16 protein-coding genes are annotated in these 18,254 nt (G+C 71.4%); 7 read left to right on the top strand and 9 right to left on the bottom strand.

The genetic code is table 11. The features are described 5' to 3' along the window. Positions 1 to 42 precede the first annotated feature (42 nt). The 5 genes from ACZ6X9_RS27755 to ACZ6X9_RS27735 all read right to left on the bottom strand — a co-directional run bounded on the left by ACZ6X9_RS27755 (position 43) and on the right by ACZ6X9_RS27735 (position 5,856). Positions 43 to 1,254, bottom strand: coding sequence for a Yip1 family protein (locus ACZ6X9_RS27755; RefSeq protein WP_469780737.1), 1,212 nt, complete (start codon positions 1,252 to 1,254; stop codon positions 43 to 45). A 237-nt stretch (positions 1,255 to 1,491) separates the two neighbouring features. Next, positions 1,492 to 2,085: a hypothetical protein gene (locus ACZ6X9_RS27750; RefSeq protein ID WP_469780736.1), complete on the bottom strand. Its 594-nt coding sequence runs from the start codon at positions 2,083 to 2,085 to the stop codon at positions 1,492 to 1,494. Between the two features lie 102 nt (positions 2,086 to 2,187). Further along, complete coding sequence (locus tag ACZ6X9_RS27745) at positions 2,188 to 2,691, bottom strand: MarR family winged helix-turn-helix transcriptional regulator (RefSeq protein WP_469780735.1); 504 nt, start codon at positions 2,689 to 2,691, stop codon at positions 2,188 to 2,190. Positions 2,692 to 2,764: 73 nt separating this feature from the next. Continuing rightward, positions 2,765 to 3,334 (bottom strand): Uma2 family endonuclease, encoded by a 570-nt coding sequence (locus ACZ6X9_RS27740; RefSeq protein WP_469780734.1) that lies wholly within the window; start codon positions 3,332 to 3,334, stop codon positions 2,765 to 2,767. Between the two features lie 251 nt (positions 3,335 to 3,585). Then, a complete protein-coding gene (locus ACZ6X9_RS27735) occupies positions 3,586 to 5,856 on the bottom strand; it encodes a (Fe-S)-binding protein (RefSeq protein WP_469780733.1) in 2,271 nt (756 codons plus the stop codon). 274 nt (positions 5,857 to 6,130) lie between these two features. Here ACZ6X9_RS27735 and dnaK point away from each other — a divergent pair, with 274 nt between their 5' ends. From dnaK to ACZ6X9_RS27710, 5 genes are all read left to right on the top strand, one after another. Continuing rightward, positions 6,131 to 7,996, top strand: coding sequence for a molecular chaperone DnaK (gene dnaK, locus ACZ6X9_RS27730; RefSeq protein WP_469780732.1), 1,866 nt, complete (start codon positions 6,131 to 6,133; stop codon positions 7,994 to 7,996). After that, positions 7,993 to 8,628, top strand: a complete 636-nt coding sequence (gene grpE / locus ACZ6X9_RS27725; RefSeq protein WP_469780731.1) for a nucleotide exchange factor GrpE — start codon at positions 7,993 to 7,995, stop codon at positions 8,626 to 8,628. Before dnaK ends, grpE begins: the two co-directional genes overlap by 4 nt. Before the next feature lie 51 nt (positions 8,629 to 8,679). Next, positions 8,680 to 9,849: a molecular chaperone DnaJ gene (gene dnaJ, locus ACZ6X9_RS27720; RefSeq protein ID WP_469780730.1), complete on the top strand. Its 1,170-nt coding sequence runs from the start codon at positions 8,680 to 8,682 to the stop codon at positions 9,847 to 9,849. A gap of 5 nt (positions 9,850 to 9,854) precedes the next feature. After that, positions 9,855 to 10,325 carry a heat shock protein transcriptional repressor HspR gene (locus tag ACZ6X9_RS27715; protein WP_469780729.1) on the top strand — a complete coding sequence of 157 codons (471 nt, stop codon included), beginning with the start codon at positions 9,855 to 9,857 and terminating at the stop codon, positions 10,323 to 10,325. A gap of 225 nt (positions 10,326 to 10,550) precedes the next feature. Next, positions 10,551 to 11,588, top strand: coding sequence for an endonuclease domain-containing protein (locus ACZ6X9_RS27710; protein ID WP_469780728.1), 1,038 nt, complete (start codon positions 10,551 to 10,553; stop codon positions 11,586 to 11,588). 26 nt (positions 11,589 to 11,614) lie between these two features. Here ACZ6X9_RS27710 and ACZ6X9_RS27705 read toward each other — a convergent pair whose 3' ends face one another. From ACZ6X9_RS27705 to ACZ6X9_RS27695, 3 genes are all read right to left on the bottom strand, one after another. Continuing rightward, entirely contained in the window at positions 11,615 to 12,130 is a 516-nt protein-coding gene (locus ACZ6X9_RS27705; RefSeq protein WP_469780727.1) for a GNAT family N-acetyltransferase, read from the bottom strand. A 90-nt stretch (positions 12,131 to 12,220) separates the two neighbouring features. After that, positions 12,221 to 12,637, bottom strand: a complete 417-nt coding sequence (locus tag ACZ6X9_RS27700) for a pyridoxamine 5'-phosphate oxidase family protein (RefSeq protein ID WP_469780726.1) — start codon at positions 12,635 to 12,637, stop codon at positions 12,221 to 12,223. A gap of 25 nt (positions 12,638 to 12,662) precedes the next feature. Then, positions 12,663 to 13,247, bottom strand: a complete 585-nt coding sequence (locus ACZ6X9_RS27695) for a Uma2 family endonuclease (protein WP_469780725.1) — start codon at positions 13,245 to 13,247, stop codon at positions 12,663 to 12,665. Between the two features lie 194 nt (positions 13,248 to 13,441). Between ACZ6X9_RS27695 and clpB the strand changes: the two genes are divergently transcribed. Both clpB and ACZ6X9_RS27685 read left to right on the top strand, forming a co-directional pair. Continuing rightward, positions 13,442 to 16,069 (top strand): ATP-dependent chaperone ClpB, encoded by a 2,628-nt coding sequence (gene clpB / locus ACZ6X9_RS27690; RefSeq protein ID WP_469780845.1) that lies wholly within the window; start codon positions 13,442 to 13,444, stop codon positions 16,067 to 16,069. A gap of 279 nt (positions 16,070 to 16,348) precedes the next feature. Then, positions 16,349 to 16,897 carry a YbjN domain-containing protein gene (locus ACZ6X9_RS27685; RefSeq protein WP_469780724.1) on the top strand — a complete coding sequence of 183 codons (549 nt, stop codon included), beginning with the start codon at positions 16,349 to 16,351 and terminating at the stop codon, positions 16,895 to 16,897. 27 nt (positions 16,898 to 16,924) lie between these two features. On the opposite strand, the gene ACZ6X9_RS27680 is transcribed toward ACZ6X9_RS27685, so the two are convergent. Beyond that, entirely contained in the window at positions 16,925 to 18,133 is a 1,209-nt protein-coding gene (locus ACZ6X9_RS27680) for a hypothetical protein (RefSeq protein ID WP_469780723.1), read from the bottom strand. Between the last annotated feature and the right edge of the window lie 121 nt (positions 18,134 to 18,254).

Below are 18,254 nucleotides of genomic sequence, written 5' to 3'. Positions count from 1 at the left end.
GCCGTGCGTCCGGGGCCCTGGCGTTCTCCGGGGTGCTCGGCTCTACAGCGTGCCCAGCTTGATGATCGACAGCAGCGCGGCCAACTGGATCGCCGACGCGCCCAGCGCCTTCGGCCAGGGGATGTCGTGCGACTTGCTCACCATCGAGGTGAACAGGTAGCCCGCCAGCAGCCAGGTGGCCCAGCCGAGGAGCTGGACGACCGGGTTGTCGCCGCCCAGGAAGACCGCGAGGACCAGGCGCGGGGCGTCCGTGATCGACATGATGAGCAGGGAGAGGCCTATGGTCGGCTGCCACAGGCCGTCCCCGCCCAGTTGCCTGGCCAGGGTGTGCGTCACCGCGCCGAGGATCAGCCCGGAGACGAGGACGATCACGCCGGCGATCAGGACCAGGGGGATGCTGTCGGCGAACGTCGCGTTCAGCACGTCCTCGCGGGCCTTGTCGAACCCGAAGACCGCGAGCAGGCCGTAGACGAAGGTGACCAGCAGCGCGGGGACCCACATCGGGTGGTCGCGCATCCGCCAGAAGGTGGCGGACGGGCGCAGGACCAGGCCGGTCAGGAGCTCCTTCCAGTGCAGCTTGGGGCCGGGCGGGGGGCCGTTGTACGGCTGGGGGTCGTCGTAGCCGTCGTCCCCGTACCCGTCGTCACCGTCGTGCCCGTACCCGTCGTCGTGGGGGCCGCCTCCGTAAGGGGCGCGAGCGCCCTGGTGGGGGTACGCGTCCGGGGCGTCCCCGAGGCCGAACTGCTGGGTGCTGCCCTGCCGGTCGCCCGGACGGCCGCCCTGGCCGGCGCTGCCGGGGCCGGGGGCCGGGCTCGCGGGGCCGTAGGGGTCGTAGGGGGCGTACGACGGGCCGGGGTGCTGCCCGTGGGCGCCCTGCCCGGGGTACGGCTGCCCGGGCCCGTGGCCCTGTCCGTAGCCCTGCCCCTGTCCGTGGCTCTGGCCCGGGTACGGCTGACCGCCGTAGCCCTGCTGACCGCCGTAGGACGGCCCCGGGCCCTGCGGGGGCCGGTGGTGCGACGGCTCGCCGCCGAAGTACTCGGGCTCGTCCCGGCCGGCGGCCGGTCCGCCCTGCCACTGCCGTCCGTCCCAGTCGCCGCCGGGCGCCCCGGCCGGGCTCCCGCCGTACGGGGCGCCGCCGCCCGGACCGCCGTACGGGGCGCCCCCGTAAGGGGCCTGCTGCCCGGGTTGTCGTGCTCGTCGTGCGGCGTTGTCCTCTTCCGAGTCCCGTCCGCGTCCCATCCTGAATCCAGCCACGCCTTCGAACGTACCCGCTCCCGGGGAGCGGTGGTGCGGGGGTGGGGGCGCAGGGGCTTCCTTGCTGCTGAGCTGTGACATCCCCTAGGGGGGAGGCCCGGGGAAAGTAAGGGTTTACGGGGCTGGGGGACGGTTTCGGGGTGGGTGACACAGGAGTGTTCGGCCCGGGGTACGGCGGGCATCCCCGGGGGCACGGCGAGTATCTCCGGGGCACGGCGAGCGTCCCCGGGCGCCCGCTCAGTGTCCGCCGCGCGGTTCCACGCAGCCGTTCCCGTCGCCCTCCACGTAGTGGCCGTGGACCTCCGTCCGGACCCGGGCCCGGTCGACCGCCCCCTCCACACAGCTCTCGGGGAGGGCCACCGTGTACGCGGTCCCCTCGCCGTCCGGGGTGAGCGTCAGGGCGTCCGGCCGGTACCCGAGGCGCCGCAGCGCCGGTTCGACGGCCCCCGGCCCGGTGGTCCCCGCGGCCCGCAGCTTCTCCAGGGCGTCCCGGACCCGCCCCGCCTGGGCGTCCCCCTCGCGCCGTTGTGCGGCGGAGAGCGGGGCGGTGGCCCGGTAGGCGTGGTTCTCGGCGTAGTGCGGAGGGGTGTCGCCGGGAACGCCGTCGCGCGGCGCGGCCGGGTCGTCCGCCGGAGACGGGGGAACCGCCGGACCGCCGGTGGGCGGCGCCGACGGCGTGGACGGTGCCGAGGTCGCCGACGGGGGCGCCGGTTCGGGCACGTCCGCCGCGCCGTCCGCGCGGTCGCCGCCGCATGCCGTGAGGGCGCCGGCCGCGCACAGCAGGACCGCCAGGGACGGTGCGACGCGGCGGAGGTACGGATCAATGGCCATGGGAACGAGTGTTCCTTCCCGAGGGTGCCCGTGTCCTGAGTACGCGCACTCCGAAGGCGGCGGAGACGGTCGGAAACGGGCCGGCCCCCGTCGCCTACCCGGCTACACCGCGCCGCGTGCCGCCTCGACGTTGCGGATCATCCGGCGGAGCACCCGCAGCGCCCCCACGTACTCCTCGTCCGTGATGCCGTCGTGGATCTCCGCCCGCATCCGGTCGACCAGCTCCTTGGTCCGGGCCTTGGCGGCCCGCCCGGCGTCCGTCAGCCGGAGCGTGCCCCGGCCGTCGCCGGCCGCCAGCCAGCCGCGGGCGAGCAGGCTGTCGGCCGCCCGGCCGATCTCCTCCGGTGCGACGCCGATCGTGCCGCCGAGGCGCTCGACCAGCTCGGACCGGCTCCGCCCGGCGGGACCGGTGCCCGCCACCTGGTTGAGGATCCACCACTGCGGCTGGGTGAGGTCGACGCCCGCCATCCCGTCCCGGATGTGCCGGATGACGGCGTCGTGGGCCACGCCGCTCCAGTAGCCGATGGGCTGGGCGGCGAGGGCGGCGAAGTCGTCGGGTACGGCGGGGTCGGCGGGGCGCGGGCTGACGGGCTGATGTGTCGTCATGAACGCGACGCTAGAACCTCGATCGAGGTTGAGATCAAGTCGAAACAGGTGTTCGTTTCGTCGCATGCCCGCTTCACTCGGGATACCGGCGGAACTCCGAGCTGTCGACCGTCCAGGGCCCCACGGGGACCGTGTCCCCGAAGACGTAGTCCGCCCGCCGGCGGTAGCTCCGATGGCCCTCGCCGTCGGTGCCGTGCGGATCCGACATCACGGAGAGCGTGCCCTTCCGCGGGTCGATCAGCAGGTAGAGCGGGATGCCCATGAGCGGGTAGTCGCGCATCTTGTCGACGTAGTCGTTGCCGTGGTTCGTGGGGGACACGATCTCGGCGACCAGGGACAGGTCCCGTGGGTGGAACGGGTCCATGGTGTCCTCCGCGAAGATCTCCTCGGGGACCACGATCAGATCCGGGCGACGGAGCCTGCCGATGGAGGCGTCCTCCACCTCGCCTCCCGGATGCGCCACCAGCCCTTCCACGAGCTGGCGGTCCAACTGACGGCGCAGGCGCATCGCGATGAGCTCGTGCGGGCGGGACGGCGACATCATCATGAAAATGCCGTCACCGGTGATCTCGGCCCCCACGATCGGGTCGGGAGCGTGCTCCAACAGCTCCTCCGCGATGGCGCGCATGCGTGCGTAATCCATGAACCGGCTCCCTGCCGAGCGTGCTGCGGGCGCTGTCGCGTTCATCGTCCCACGCGCCACCGACAACGGCCGGGCCTGAAAACGACGACGGCCAGACCCGGAACGACAGCGGTCGGACCCGGGAACGACAGCGGCCGGGCCTGAAAACGACGACCGCCGGGCCCGGGAACGACAGCGGCCGGGCCCGGGAACGACAGCGGCCGGGCCCGCGGAGTCCGCGGGGCCCGGCCGTCGTCACCGCACGGGTGGCGCTACTTCACCGGCTCCGGGTCGGGTTCCGGCGCGGCGGCCGTCGCGCCGTCGCCCTCCGGCTCCACCGGCGTCTTCACCGACTCCAGCAGCAACTGGGCGACATCCACGACCTGGATGGACTCCTTCGCCTTGCCGTCGTTCTTCTTGCCGTTGACCGAGTCGGTCAGCATGACGAGGCAGAAGGGGCAGGCGGTGGAGACGATGTCCGGGTTGAGGGACAGCGCCTCGTCCACGCGCTCGTTGTTGATGCGCTTGCCGATGCGCTCCTCCATCCACATGCGCGCGCCGCCGGCGCCACAGCAGAAGCCACGCTCCTTGTGGCGGTGCATCTCCTCGTTCCGCAGGCCCGGCACCTTGGCGATGATCTCGCGCGGCGGCGTGTACACCTTGTTGTGCCGGCCCAGGTAGCACGGGTCGTGGTAGGTGATCAGGCCCTCGACCGGGGTGACCGGGATCAGCTTCCCCTCGTCGACGAGGTGCTGGAGCAACTGCGTGTGGTGGATGACCTCGTACTCGCCGCCGAGCTGCGGGTACTCGTTGGCGATGGTGTTGAAGCAGTGCGGGCAGGTCGCGACGATCTTCTTCTTCGACTTCTCGACCTTGACGCCCTCCTCCGCATCCTCGCCGAAGGCCATGTTGAGCATCTCGACGTTCTGCTGGCCGAGCTGCTGGAAGAGGAACTCGTTGCCCAGGCGGCGCGCGGAGTCACCGGTGCACGCCTCGTCGCCGCCCATGATCGCGAACTTCACGCCCGCCATGTGCAGCAGTTCCGCGAACGCCTTGGTGGTCTTCTTGGCGCGGTCCTCCAGGGCGCCGGCGCAGCCGACCCAGTAGAGGTAGTCGACCTCGGTGAGGTCCTCGATGTCCTTGCCGACGACCGGGACCTCGAAGTCGACCTCCTTGGTCCACGCCAGGCGCTGCTTCTTGGCGAGGCCCCAGGGGTTGCCCTTCTTCTCCAGGTTCTTGAGCATCGTGCCCGCCTCGGACGGGAACGCGGACTCGATCATCACCTGGTAGCGGCGCATGTCGACGATGTGGTCGACGTGCTCGATGTCCACCGGGCACTGCTCGACGCAGGCGCCACAGGTGGTGCAGGACCACAGGACGTCCGGGTCGATGACGCCGTTCTCTTCGAGGGTGCCGATGAGCGGGCGCTCGGCCTCGGCGAGGGCGGCGGCCGGAACGTCCTTGAGCTGCTCCTCGGTGGCCTTCTCGTTGCCCTCCATGTCCTTGCCACCGCCCGCGAGCAGGTACGGCGCCTTGGCGTGCGCGTGGTCGCGCAGCGCCATGATCAGCAGCTTCGGGGAGAGCGGCTTGCCGGTGTTCCAGGCGGGGCACTGCGACTGGCAGCGGCCGCACTCGGTGCAGGTGGAGAAGTCGAGGATGCCCTTCCAGGAGAACTCCTCGACCTTGGAGACGCCGAAGACGTCGTCCTCGCCCGGGTCCTCGAAGTCGATCGGCTTGCCGCCGCTCGTCATCGGCTGCAGCGCGCCCAGGGCGACGTCGCCGCTCGCCTCACGCTTGAACCAGATGTTCGGGAAGGCCAGGAAGCGGTGCCAGGCCACACCCATGTCCGTCTTCAGGGAGACCGTGATCATCCAGATGAAGGACGTCGCGATCTTCAGGCCCGCGAAGAAGTAGGTGAGGTTCTGGAGCGTGGAGACGTCCATGCCCTCCAGCCACGAGACGACCGGGTACGAGACGAAGAACGAGGCCTCGTAGCCGTCCACGTGGTGCTGGGCGCCCTCCAGCGCGTGCAGCATGAAGATGCAGACGCCGACGATGAGGATGACGGACTCGACGAAGTACGCCTGACCGGTGTTGGAACCGGCGAAGCGGGACTTGCGGCCCGGCTTGTCCGGCCGGTTGAGCTGCCGGATGACGATGAGCGTCAGGATGCCCAGCGCGGTCATGGTGCCGAGGAACTCGACGAAGACGTTGTACGGGGCCCAGTCGCCGATGACGGGCAGGATCCAGTCGGCCTTGAAGAGCTGGCCGATGGCGTTGACGATCGTCAGCAGCAGGGAGAAGAAGCCCACCGCCACGAACCAGTGGGCGACGCCGACGACGCCCCACTTGTTCATGCGGGTGTGGCCGAGGAACTCCTTGACCACCGTGACCGTGCGCCCGGCCGGGTCGTCGGTGCGGGTGCCGGCGGGTACGGGCTGGCCGATCCGTACGAAGCGGTAGATCTGCAGGATGGCACGGCCGAACAGCGCGACACCGACCGCGATGAGGACCAGCGACACAATGATCGCGGCGAGTTGCATGGAAGGCTCCTCGGGCCTGCGAGAGCGGGATTACTACTCGGTAACTTATCCAGTCCGTACGAGACTACTCACTCCCGCGCCCGCGATATACCCGCAGCGCCGGTGATCTGCGTCGCGCGCGCGTCGTCCGGCCCGCACGCGACGCGCTCGGGGGGCCGCCTTGCGGATAAGGCCCGCATAAGACTTGAGTCGCCCTGACTCAGCTCCGTTGACAGTCCGCCATCCGTGTTGCACTCTTGAGTCTGTTCCACTCAAGTCAGTTGGAGGAATCGACATGGCACGTGCGGTCGGCATCGACCTGGGTACGACGAACTCCGTCGTCAGTGTTCTCGAGGGCGGTGAGCCCACCGTCATCACCAACGCCGAGGGCGCCAGGACCACGCCGTCCGTCGTCGCCTTCGCGAAGAACGGCGAGGTCCTGGTCGGCGAGGTCGCCAAGCGCCAGGCCGTCACCAACGTCGACAGGACCGTCCGGTCGGTCAAGCGCCACATGGGCACCGACTGGAAGATCAACCTGGACGGCAAGGACTTCAACCCGCAGCAGATGAGCGCCTTCATCCTGCAGAAGCTGAAGCGGGACGCCGAGGCGTACCTGGGCGAGAAGGTCACGGACGCGGTCATCACCGTCCCGGCGTACTTCAACGACTCCGAGCGTCAGGCCACCAAGGAGGCCGGTGAGATCGCGGGCCTCAACGTCCTGCGCATCGTCAACGAGCCCACCGCGGCCGCCCTGGCCTACGGCCTCGACAAGGACGACCAGACCATTCTCGTCTTCGACCTCGGTGGCGGCACCTTCGACGTGTCGCTGCTGGAGATCGGTGACGGCGTCGTCGAGGTGAAGGCCACCAACGGTGACAACCACCTCGGTGGTGACGACTGGGACCAGCGCGTCGTCGACTACCTGGTCAAGCAGTTCCAGAACGGTCACGGCGTCGACCTGTCCAAGGACAAGATGGCCCTCCAGCGCCTCCGCGAGGCCGCCGAGAAGGCCAAGATCGAGCTGTCCTCGTCCACCGAGACCACGATCAACCTGCCCTACATCACGGCCTCCGCCGAGGGCCCGCTGCACCTGGACGAGAAGCTCACCCGCGCCCAGTTCCAGCAGCTCACCGCGGACCTCCTGGAGCGCTGCAAGACCCCGTTCCACAACGTCATCAAGGACGCGGGCATCGCCCTCTCCGAGATCGACCACGTGGTCCTCGTCGGCGGCTCCACCCGCATGCCCGCCGTCGCCGAGCTCGTCAAGGAGCTGACCGGCGGCCGCGAGGCCAACAAGGGCGTCAACCCGGACGAGGTCGTCGCCATCGGCGCCTCGCTCCAGGCCGGTGTCCTCAAGGGCGAGGTCAAGGACGTCCTGCTGCTCGACGTCACCCCGCTGTCCCTCGGCATCGAGACCAAGGGCGGCATCATGACCAAGCTGATCGAGCGCAACACCACGATTCCGACCAAGCGCTCCGAGATCTTCACGACGGCCGAGGACAACCAGCCGTCCGTGCAGATCCAGGTCTACCAGGGCGAGCGCGAGATCGCGGCGTACAACAAGAAGCTCGGCATGTTCGAGCTGACCGGTCTGCCCCCGGCCCCGCGCGGCGTCCCGCAGATCGAGGTCACCTTCGACATCGACGCCAACGGCATCATGCACGTGGCCGCGAAGGACCTCGGCACGGGCAAGGAGCAGAAGATGACCGTCACCGGCGGCTCCTCGCTGCCGAAGGACGAGGTCGACCGGATGCGCGAGGAGGCCGAGAAGTACGCGGAGGAGGACCACAAGCGCCGCGAGGCCGCCGAGACCCGCAACCAGGCCGAGCAGCTCGTCTACCAGACGGAGAAGTTCCTCAAGGACAACGCGGACAAGGTCCCCGGTGACGTCAAGACCGAGGTCGAGACCGCCGTCGCCGAGCTGAAGGAGAAGCTCAAGGGCGAGGATTCCGCCGAGATCCGCACCGCGTCCGAGAAGGTCGCCGCCGTCAGCCAGAAGCTCGGCCAGGCCCTCTACGCCGACGCGCAGGCCGCCCAGGGTGCCCCGGGCGCCGAGGGTGCCGCCGGCGCCGGTGCGGGCCAGCAGGCCAAGGCCGACGACGACGTCGTCGACGCCGAGATCGTCGACGAGGACAAGCCGAAGGGCGGTGCGTCGGCGTGACGGAGGAGACCCCGGGCTTCGACGAAAAGCCTGAAGGCACTCCCTCCGACGACTCGGCCGACGAGAAGGGCGCCGGTCCCGCCGACAAGGCGGGCCCGGCCCCGGCCGGGGAGGAGCTGGTCGAGGTAGGCCTCCAGGCGCAACTGGACCAGGCGCAGGCCGCGCTCAACGAGCGCACCGCCGACCTCCAGCGGCTCCAGGCGGAGTACCAGAACTACCGCCGGCGCGTCGAGCGCGACCGGGTGCAGGTCAAGGAGGTCGCCGTGGCGAACCTCCTGTCGGAACTGCTCCCCACGCTCGACGACATCGGCCGCGCCCGTGACCACGGCGAGCTCGTCGGCGGCTTCAAGTCCGTCGCCGAGTCCCTGGAGACGGTCGTGGCGAAGATGGGCCTCCAGCAGTTCGGCAAGGAGGGCGAGCCCTTCGACCCGCTGATCCACGAAGCCCTGATGCACAGCTACGCGCCGGACGTCACCGAGACGACGTGCGTGCAGATCCTGCAGCCGGGGTATCGCATCGGCGAGCGCACGATCCGCCCCGCGCGGGTCGCCGTCGCCGAGCCGCAGCCGGGCGCCCAGGGCAAGGCCGAGGGCGAGTCGGACGAGGAGAGCGGTGGCCCGGACGAGGGCTGACGCGATGACGCACGGCACTGACCGCACGCACCGGGAGGAGGGACGCCGGGGATGAGCACCAAGGACTTCGTGGAGAAGGACTACTACAAGGTCCTCGGCGTGCCCAAGGACGCGGCCGAGGCCGACATCAAGAAGGCGTACCGGAAGCTCGCCCGCGAGTTCCACCCGGACGCCAACAAGGGCGACGCCTCGGCCGAGGAGCGGTTCAAGGAGATCTCCGAGGCGTACGACGTCCTCGCGGATCCCAAGCGCCGCAAGGAATACGACGAGGCGCGGGCGCTCTTCGGCAATGGTGGCTTCCGGCCCGGTCCGGGTGGTGCCGGCGGCTCCTTCAACTTCGACCTGGGCGACCTCTTCGGGGGCGCCCAGGGCGGGGCGGGGGCCGGTGGCTTCGGCGGCGGACTGGGCGATGTCTTCGGCGGCCTGTTCAACCGCGGCGGCACCACGCGCACCCAGCCGCGCCGCGGGCAGGACATCGAGTCCGAGGTGACGCTCAGCTTCACCGAGGCGGTGGACGGGGCCACGGTCCCGCTGCGGATGTCCTCCTCGGCGGCCTGCAAGGCGTGCTCCGGCACCGGCGACAAGGCCGGCACCCCGCGGGTCTGCCCGACCTGCGTGGGCACCGGCCAGGTGTCGCGCGGCGCCGGCGGCGGCTTCTCGCTCACCGACCCCTGCCCGGACTGCAAGGGCCGCGGGCTGATCCCCGAGAACCCCTGTGACGTCTGCAAGGGCAGCGGCCGGGCCACCTCCTCCCGCACCATGCAGGTCCGGATCCCGGCGGGCGTCTCCGACGGCCAGCGGATCCGGCTGCGCGGCAAGGGAGCACCGGGCGAGCGCGGCGGGCCCAACGGCGACCTGTACGTCGTGGTGCACGTCGGCACGCACCCGGTCTTCGGACGCAAGGGCGACAACCTCACGGTCACCGTGCCCGTCACCTTCCCGGAGGCGGCGCTCGGCGGCGAGGTGAAGGTGCCCACCCTCGGCGGACCGCCGGTCACCCTGCGGATCCCGCCGGGCACGCCCAACGGACGCACCATGCGGGCCCGCGGCAAGGGCGCGGTCCGCAAGGACGGCACCCGCGGCGACCTGCTGGTCACCGTGGAGGTCGTGGTTCCCAAGGATCTCGACGACAAGGCCAGGGACGCCCTGGAGACCTTCCGCGACGCCACGGCGGGTGAGGACCCGCGCGCGGAGCTGTTCCGGGCGGCGAAGGGAGAGTGACCGTGATGAACGGCGACGGCCGCACCCGTCGGCGCTTCGAACCCGCTCAGCCGTACGAGCTGACCGATGAGTCGCCCGTGTACGTCATCTCGGTCGCGGCTCAGCTCTCGGGCCTGCACCCGCAGACCCTGCGCCAGTACGACCGCCTCGGCCTGGTCTCGCCCGACCGCACGGCCGGGCGCGGCCGCCGCTACTCGGCCCGTGACATCCAACTGCTCCGGCAGGTGCAGCAGTTGTCGCAGGACGAGGGCATCAACCTGGCCGGCATCAAGCGCATCATCGAGCTGGAGAACCAGGTGGCCGCGCTGTCGGCGCGGGTCGCCGAGCTCCAGTCCGTCGTCGACGGCGCCGCCGCCGCGATGCGGCAGCGCGAGGCGGCGGTGCACGCCTCGTACCGGCGGGACCTGGTCCCGTACCAGGAGATGCAGCAGACGAGTGCGCTGGTCGTCTGGCATCCGCCGAAGCGGGAGCGCTGATCCGTCCGTTCCCCGGGAGCCCGTGAGAGGCCCACCGCCCGTGAGGGAGGTGGGCCTCTTCGCTGTGTCCGCCGGTGTTCCGCCGGTGTTTTCGGGGGGTTGGGCTGCTTGCGGGGGCGGGCGCTTGGCGTGGGGCGATTTCCCGGGGCTGCGTGAACGTTTCTCCCACAGGGGGTTTTCCACAGGGCTGGTGGCCGCTCTCGAAGACCGTCACACTCAGTGAGTATGAGTGCGAAAAAGTGCGGAGAGTCACGGAAGCGGGCGGCGGTGGCGGCGGTGGGGGCGTTGGCGGGAGAGCAGCGGGGTGTGGTGGCGCTGGCCCAGGCGGAACGACTGGGCTGGTCCCGGTCCGGGCTGCGGAGCCGGCTGCGGAGGGACGGCTGGCGGACCGTGTGCCCCGGGGTGTTCGCCGAGCCGGGGCGGACGATCGGGCTGTGGGAGCGGTTGTGGGCGTATCAACTGGCCCGGCCCGAGCTGGTGGTCAGCCACTGGGCGGCGGCGGTGGTGCACGGGATCGAGCGGCGGGCGGCGCGGCCGGAGTTCATCGGACCGGGCGGGGGCGGCCTGCCCGCCGGCCGGGGAGCGCTGCACCGGCTGCGGCTCCGGCCGGACGAGGTGACGCTCCGGGACGGGCTGGCCGTGACGACGGTCCCGCGCACCCTGGCCGACCTCTTACGGGCCGGGCCGCGGGATGACGCGCTGGTGGCGGTGGAGTCCGCGGTGAGCCGCCGGCCCGACGGCGACGGGGGTTCGCGCGGGCCGCTCACCGTCCTCGACGCCGTCCGGGACGCGGTGCGGGACGGTGCGGGGATGCGCGGGGGGAGACGGGCCCTGGACTGGCTGGCCCTCGCCGACGAGCGGGCGGGCTCCCCGGCGGAGACGATCGCCCGGCTGCGGATGCACGACGCGGGACTGCACCCGGAATCGCAGGCCGAGTTGGCGCTTCCCGGCGGGCGCAGGGTGTATCCGGACTTCTTCTTCAGGGGCCGGGGCCTGGTGGTGGAGATCGAGGGTTACGCCTGGCACGGCGACCGGGCCCGGCACCAGCGGGACACCACCCGGTACAACGAGCTGGTGCGCTGCCCCGAGGTACGGCGGGTCCTCCGGTTCACGGCCGACGACGTCTTCCTCCGACCGGTGACGATGGTCCGGACCGTCCGGCGGGCCTTGGAAACCGCTGGAGGCGCTGGAGGCGCTGGAGGCGTTGGGAGTGCGGCGCATGTGGGGAGCGGGGTGACGGTGGGATGGGGGCCGGCTTCGTGAGGCGGTGGAGCCACCGGGTGCGACGACTACTCGGGCGGCGGGGTGGCACCTCGCCCGGGCCGAGAGGCGGCGCTTCGGGGGAGCCGAGGGGCGGCGCCCCGGGTGAGGTCCAGAGTCAGGACGATCTCGCCGTCCTCCAGGTCGCCCGTCTCGCCGAAGCCCGCCGCGCGGTAGAGGCGGAAGGCGACGTGGTTGCCGGGGACGACGGTCAGCCGGACGCGGGTGTGGCCGGCCGCCCGGACGCGGCCGAGGACGGCGGCGAGGCCGGCGTGGCCGAGTCGACGGCCCTGGAAGCGGTGGTCGATCATGTACCGGCAGAGCGTGACGGTCCCGGGAGCCTCGTCCACCGGCTTCAGGAGGGCGAACCCGATCAGCTCCGAGCCCTGGCGGAGCGCGAGCGGCTCCGCCGCCGGGCAGGCCCACGCGTCCGCCAGCGAGCGGACGTTCGGGGCGACGTAGTCGCGCTGGCCGGGCAGGACGTCGAGGGCTATCACCGCCTCGTAGGTGTCGGCGGTGACGGGCTCGCAGTGCACGGGAACCATGCGGGGCATCCTAAATCGCGGGCCGGCGTGGCGCGGCGGCGATATCGGGCGATGTTCAACTCCGGGGAGAGGGTGCGGAATTGCGGGCCTTCAGGAGATGCGCTGGGAACCCATCGCGCGGCTGACCGCGATCTCGATCAGGACGCGGTCGGGGTTGGGCTCCGGGGTCCGCTCATAGCGTTCGGCGTACCGGGCGACCGCGTCGGCGATGGCGTCCGGCTCCGTGCGGACGACGGCCGTGCCTTCCAGGGTGGCCCACTGCCCGCCCGGAGCGACCTGGCAGAGCGCGACGCGGAGGCCGTCCGGGCCGGCGGCGAGGATGTTGCCGACCTTGACGCTCTGCTTGCGGGTGATCACCCGGGCTATGCGTGCCTCCGGGTCGAACGTGGCACCCACCGGCACGACGTGCGGTGTGCCGTTGCGGCGGAGGGTGGTGAGGGTCGGGAAATGGCGCTCGCGCCAGAACGCGACATAGGCGTCCGGCAGGTTGTGGAGGTCGTAGGCCATGGCCGCCAGGGTAGTGGGCCGGGGCTCAGAGGAAATCGGTGGTGTCGAGATCGAAGTCGAAGGGAGCGGGGAGGGGGAGCGACTTGCCGAAGGGGACGCTGTGCACTTCCGCGTAGTCCTCCCGCGCCGGCTCGGCGAAGAGGGTCACCGTGCTCTCGTCGCGGTCCACGAGGAGGTAGAGGGGAATGGCTGCGCGGGCGTAGCAGTGGCGCTTGGCGGTGCGGTCGCGCTCGGACCTGGTGCTGGTCACCTCCACGACAAGAGCGACGCCGTCGGGAGGCATCCAGTCGGGGGCGCCGCGGAAGAGGTTGAGCTCCTCGGGTGTGAACGTCGCGTCGGGGATCGCGTAGTTCTTGGGGCACAGGCCACCGCGAGGGAGCTTCAGTCCCTTGTTGCCGGAGACGTCCATCTCTGTGGCCGACTTGCGCAGGATCTGCCTGACGAGACGGCTGAAGGCATGCTCGTGATTGCCATCCGGTGCCGGTGACACAACGATCTCCCCCTCGATGAGCTGTGCCCGGAACCCCTCAGGGGTCTCCAGGTTCAGGAAGTAGTCCAGGAGGGTCTCTTCCGGCGTCATAAGCCCTGGCTCTTGTGCCATGGCCGTCATGCTGCACCTCCCCGTGGTCGAACGCCAGCATCGCCCCCTCCCACCGGTGGCGGGCCGTTTCGTCGTACCGGTTCACTCGCAAGAGGGGGAGTCCGGGCGGACTACCGGGGCAAGGGTTGAGTGGAATAGACTCAACTTATCGCACGTTGATGGAAGCAGGACGTAGCAGCGAACCCGAGGAGGAGCTCCCCGTCGTGGATGCCGAGCTGACCAACAAGAGCCGTGAGGCGCTGAGCGCCGCCCATGAGCGGGCCGTGTCGGCCGGGCATGCCGATATGACCCCCGCCCACCTGCTGCTGGCCCTGCTGGCCGGGCAGGAGAACGAGAACCTGCTCGACCTGCTGGCCGCCGTGGAGGCGGACGCCGCCGTGCTGCGTGGCGGTGCCGAGCGGGTGCTGGCCGGGTTGCCGAGCGTGCAGGGGTCGACCGTGGCGCCGCCTCAGCCCACCCGAGAGTTGCAGGCCGTACTGGTGGACGCCGGGGAGCGGGCCCGGGACCTGGGGGACGAGTACGTCTCCACCGAGCACCTGCTGATCGGACTCGCCGCGAAGGGCGGCCGGATCGCCGAGCTGCTGGAGCAGCAGCGGGCCTCCGCCAAGCGGCTGCTCGACGCGTTCGAGAAGGCGCGCGGCGGGCAGCGGGTGACGACCGCGGACCCCGAGGGCACCTACAAGGCGCTGGAGAAGTTCGGCACGGACTTCACCGCGGCCGCGCGGGACGGCAAGCTCGACCCGGTCATCGGGCGGGACCACGAGATCCGCCGCGTGGTGCAGGTCCTCTCCCGCCGCACCAAGAACAACCCGGTGCTCATCGGCGAGCCGGGCGTCGGCAAGACGGCCGTCGTCGAGGGGCTGGCGCAGCGGATAGTGAAGGGCGACGTCCCCGAGTCGCTGAAGAACAAGCGGCTGGTCTCGCTGGACCTGGGCGCGATGGTGGCCGGCGCCAAGTACCGCGGCGAGTTCGAGGAGCGGCTGAAGACCGTCCTGGCCGAGATCAAGGCCAGCGAGGGGCGGATCATCACCTTCATCGACGAGCTGCACACCGTCGTCGGCGCGGGCGCCGGCGGGGACTCGGCGATGGACGCGGGCAACATGCTCAAGCCGATGCTCGCCCGCGGCGAGCTCCGCATGGTGGGCGCGACGACGCTGGACGAGTACCGGGAGCGGATCGAGAAGGACCCGGCCCTGGAGCGGCGCTTCCAGCAGGTGCTGGTCGCCGAGCCGTCGGTGGAGGACTCCATCGCGATCCTGCGCGGGCTCAAGGGCCGCTACGAGGCGCACCACAAGGTGCAGATCGCGGACGCGGCGCTGGTCGCCGCCGCCACCCTCTCCGACCGCTACATCACCTCCCGGTTCCTGCCGGACAAGGCGATCGACCTGGTCGACGAGGCCGCCTCCCGGCTGCGGATGGAGATCGACTCCTCGCCGCTGGAGATCGACGAGCTCCAGCGGGCCGTGGACCGGCTGAAGATGGAGGAGCTGGCGCTCCGCAACGAGACGGACGAGGCGAGCAAGGAGCGGCTGGACAAGCTCCGCCGCGACCTGGCCGACAAGGAGGAGGAGCTGCGCGGGCTCACCGCGCGCTGGGAGAAGGAGAAGCAGTCCCTCAACCGCGTCGGTGAGCTGAAGGAACGCCTCGACGACCTGCGCGGGCAGGCCGAGCGCGCCCAGCGCGACGGCGACTTCGACACCGCGTCCAAGCTGCTCTACGGCGAGATCCCGGCCGTCGAGCGGGAGCTGGAGGAGGCCGCGGAGGCGGAGGCCGAGCAGGAGGCGGCGTCACGCGACCTCATGGTCAAGGAGGAGGTCGGCCCCGACGACATCGCCGAGGTCGTGGCCGCCTGGACGGGCATCCCGGCGGGCCGCCTGCTGGAGGGCGAGACGCAGAAGCTGCTGCGCATGGAGGAGGAGCTGGGCAAGCGGCTGATCGGACAGGAGGAGGCCGTCCGGGCCGTCTCCGACGCGGTACGCCGCTCGCGCGCCGGGATCGCCGATCCCGACCGGCCCACCGGTTCGTTCCTCTTCCTGGGCCCGACCGGCGTCGGCAAGACCGAGCTGGCCAAGGCGCTGGCGGACTTCCTCTTCGACGACGAGCGGGCGATGGTCCGCATCGACATGAGCGAGTACGGCGAGAAGCACTCCGTCGCCCGGCTGGTGGGCGCGCCTCCCGGCTACGTCGGCTATGAGGAGGGCGGCCAGCTCACGGAGGCGGTGCGGCGCCGGCCGTACACCGTGGTGCTGCTGGACGAGGTGGAGAAGGCCCACCACGAGGTCTTCGACATCCTGCTCCAGGTGCTGGACGACGGGCGGCTCACCGACGGTCAGGGGCGGACGGTCGACTTCCGCAACACCATCCTCATCCTGACCTCCAACCTGGGTTCGACCTTCCTGGTCGACCCGCTGCTGAAGGAGGAGCAGAAGCGGGAGAAGGTGCTGGAGACGGTCAGGACCGCCTTCCGGCCGGAGTTCCTCAACCGGCTCGACGACATCGTGGTGTTCCACCCGCTGGGCACCGGCCAGTTGGAGCGGATCGCCCGGATCCAGATCGATCAGCTCCAGCGGCGGCTCGCCGACCGGCGGCTCGCCCTGGACGTCGACGAGTCCGCGCTGCGCTGGCTGGCCACGCTCGGCCACGACGGCCCGGAGGAGACGACCGACCTCACCTACGGCGCCCGGCCGCTGCGCCGGCTGGTGCAGACCGCGATCGGCGACCGGCTGGCGCGCGCCATCCTGGCCGGAGAGGTGCGGGACGGCGACACGGTCCGCGTCGAACGGGTTCCGGGCGAGGAAGGGCTGTCGGTACGGGCGGCCGCCCGGGGCTGACGTCCACCGACCCCTCTGCGGAAAGCTCACGGGGCCGGGATCGGCTGACCCGACCCGGCCCGACCTGACTCGCCCCGGCCTGACCCGGCCTGACCAGATCAGGCCTGACCCGGCCCGGCCCGCCCCGCCCCGAGCCGCCCGGAGTGGGGCGGATCGGGCCGAACGGGCCGTGACCGCACCTCCTGGGGCGTGGTCGGTGGGCGACGCATGCGCCAGGGGTTGCGGGGCAGGGGCTGGTGTGGGGGAGGATGGCCGCAACCGTACGAAGGGAAATCCACGGTGAGCATCGACCCGTCCTCGATTCCGAATTTCGGGGGCCAGCCCGAGCCGCAGCCCGAAGAGACGGGCCCGGCCGGTCCCGTCATCCCCGACCAGGACCTGGTCAAGCAGCTCCTGGAGCAGATGGAGCTGAAGTACCTCGTGGACGACGAGGGTGACCTCGCGGCTCCGTGGGAGCAGTTCCGTACGTACTTCATGTTCCGCGGTGAGGAGGAGCAGCAGGTCTTCTCGGTGCGGACGTTCTACGACCGGCCGCACGGCATCGACGACAAGGGCAAGCTGCTCGAGGTCATCGACGACTGGAACCGCCGCACCCTGTGGCCGAAGGTCTACACCCACACCAACGACGACGGCACGGTCCGCCTCATCGGCGAGGCCCAGATGCTGATCGGCGTCGGGGTGTCGCTGGAGCACTTCGTGTCCAGCACCGTCAGTTGGGTCCGCGCCTCGGTCGAGTTCGACCGCTGGCTGGTGGAGCAGTTGGGCCTGGAGGAGGACCTCGAGTCCGGCGACGGCGAGGGCGACGACAAGCCCGACGCCGAGGCCTGATCCTCCGGAGGGCGCCGGCCCCGGGGCCTACATGGGCAGCCGGGCCGCCGTCACCAGGTAGGTCCCGTACACGAACGAGAGCCCGGCCAGCGCGCCGACCGTCACCACGACGGTGCGCGACCGGGCTCTCGTCATGCCCAGGGCCAGGGGGATCAGCAGCGGGAAGGCGGGCAGCAGGAAGCGCGGTTTGGAGGCGAAGTAGCTGGAGCCGCCGAGGGCGATCACGCACAGGACGAGGGTGTAGGCCAGCAGCGGGGCGGGTGGGCGCTCCAGCACGAGGAAGGCCAGCGCGACCAGCGCGACGACCAGGACGCCCAGGGAGCCGTAGTAGGCCATGCCGTCGCGGCCGGTGAACAGGTGGCGGACGAACCGGAACGCGTCCGCGCCGAAGTCGAACCGAGACCCCCACCGTCGCTGCACGGTGAAGTAGCCCAGCGGGCCGAATCCCGAGCGGTAGCCGGCCCACAGTACGTAGCCGGCCCATCCCAGCGGGGCGAGCGCGAGACCGGTCCACAGCCGCCAGTCGGCGCGGGAGCGCGGTTCGCGGCGCAGGACGACCAGCGTGGCGCAGCCGACGGCGGCGGCGACGGCGATGGCGTTGGGCCGGGACAGCCCGGCGGCCAGCGCGAGAGCGCCCGCCCAGAGGTGCCGGCGGGTGACGACGGCGTAGAGCGCCCACGCGGCGAGGGCGGTCATCAGGGATTCCGTGTAGCCCATCGTCTGCACGATGGAGTGCGGCAGCAGTCCCCAGAGGAGCACCAGCCAGGTGGCCGCCCGCCGTCCGTAGAGCCGCTCGCCGACCGCGTAGATCCCCCAGGCCGCGCAGGCCGCGGCGGTCCAGGCGACGACGAGCTGGGCGGAGACGACCGAGAACGGGGTCAGCAGGGTGAGCGCGTGTACCAGGCCGGGGAAGAGCGGGAAGAAGGCGTAGTCGCTGTAGATCACCGTGTGGCTGGTGGGGGAGGGGACGATCAGCCCGTAGCCGTCCTCGGCAATGCCCGCGTACCAGATCGCGTCCCAGGAGTGGCCGAGCAGGGTGCGTGGGTGGCGGCCGGTCGACCAGGCCCAGGTGGCCATCACGGCCACGCCGGCCAGCCGGGCCGCGGCGTAGAGCGTGAGTGCGGGCAGGGCGCGGCGCAGGGCCTCGCGCACCCGTTCCGCGCGGCGGGCCGGGCCGCCGGCGGGGGCGCGGCGCGGCTCCGGGGCGCGGACGGGCACGGCGGTGTCGGCGGACACGGGACCTCCTCGGGGCACCTCCCGGGCCGGCCGGGGACGGTGCGGCCGGGCCCCGCGGGGACGGGCCGGGCGGCGGGACCGGTCGGAGCGCCGGGGACGGCGCCGGTACGGACGGTGCTTG

This window comes from Streptomyces sp. NPDC052910, assembly GCF_055585605.1.
Note: the sequence above shows the minus strand (reverse complement) of the source record. Positions and strands in the feature narration are given on the sequence as shown.

What these genes read in the sequence shown, in the direction of transcription:
- ACZ6X9_RS27740 (WP_469780734.1), bottom strand. Translation starts at nt 3,334, where the DNA reads ATGGATTACGCACGCATGCGCGCCATCGCGGAGGAGCTGTTGGAGCAC.
- dnaK (WP_469780732.1), top strand. Translation starts at nt 6,131, where the DNA reads ATGGCACGTGCGGTCGGCATCGACCTGGGTACGACGAACTCCGTCGTC.
- dnaJ (WP_469780730.1), top strand. Translation starts at nt 8,680, where the DNA reads ATGAGCACCAAGGACTTCGTGGAGAAGGACTACTACAAGGTCCTCGGC.
- ACZ6X9_RS27735 (WP_469780733.1), bottom strand. Translation starts at nt 5,856, where the DNA reads ATGCAACTCGCCGCGATCATTGTGTCGCTGGTCCTCATCGCGGTCGGT.
- ACZ6X9_RS27695 (WP_469780725.1), bottom strand. Translation starts at nt 13,247, where the DNA reads ATGACGGCCATGGCACAAGAGCCAGGGCTTATGACGCCGGAAGAGACC.
- ACZ6X9_RS27705 (WP_469780727.1), bottom strand. Translation starts at nt 12,130, where the DNA reads ATGGTTCCCGTGCACTGCGAGCCCGTCACCGCCGACACCTACGAGGCG.
- ACZ6X9_RS27710 (WP_469780728.1), top strand. Translation starts at nt 10,551, where the DNA reads ATGAGTGCGAAAAAGTGCGGAGAGTCACGGAAGCGGGCGGCGGTGGCG.
- ACZ6X9_RS27715 (WP_469780729.1), top strand. Translation starts at nt 9,855, where the DNA reads ATGAACGGCGACGGCCGCACCCGTCGGCGCTTCGAACCCGCTCAGCCG.
- ACZ6X9_RS27750 (WP_469780736.1), bottom strand. Translation starts at nt 2,085, where the DNA reads ATGGCCATTGATCCGTACCTCCGCCGCGTCGCACCGTCCCTGGCGGTC.
- ACZ6X9_RS27700 (WP_469780726.1), bottom strand. Translation starts at nt 12,637, where the DNA reads ATGGCCTACGACCTCCACAACCTGCCGGACGCCTATGTCGCGTTCTGG.
- ACZ6X9_RS27745 (WP_469780735.1), bottom strand. Translation starts at nt 2,691, where the DNA reads ATGACGACACATCAGCCCGTCAGCCCGCGCCCCGCCGACCCCGCCGTA.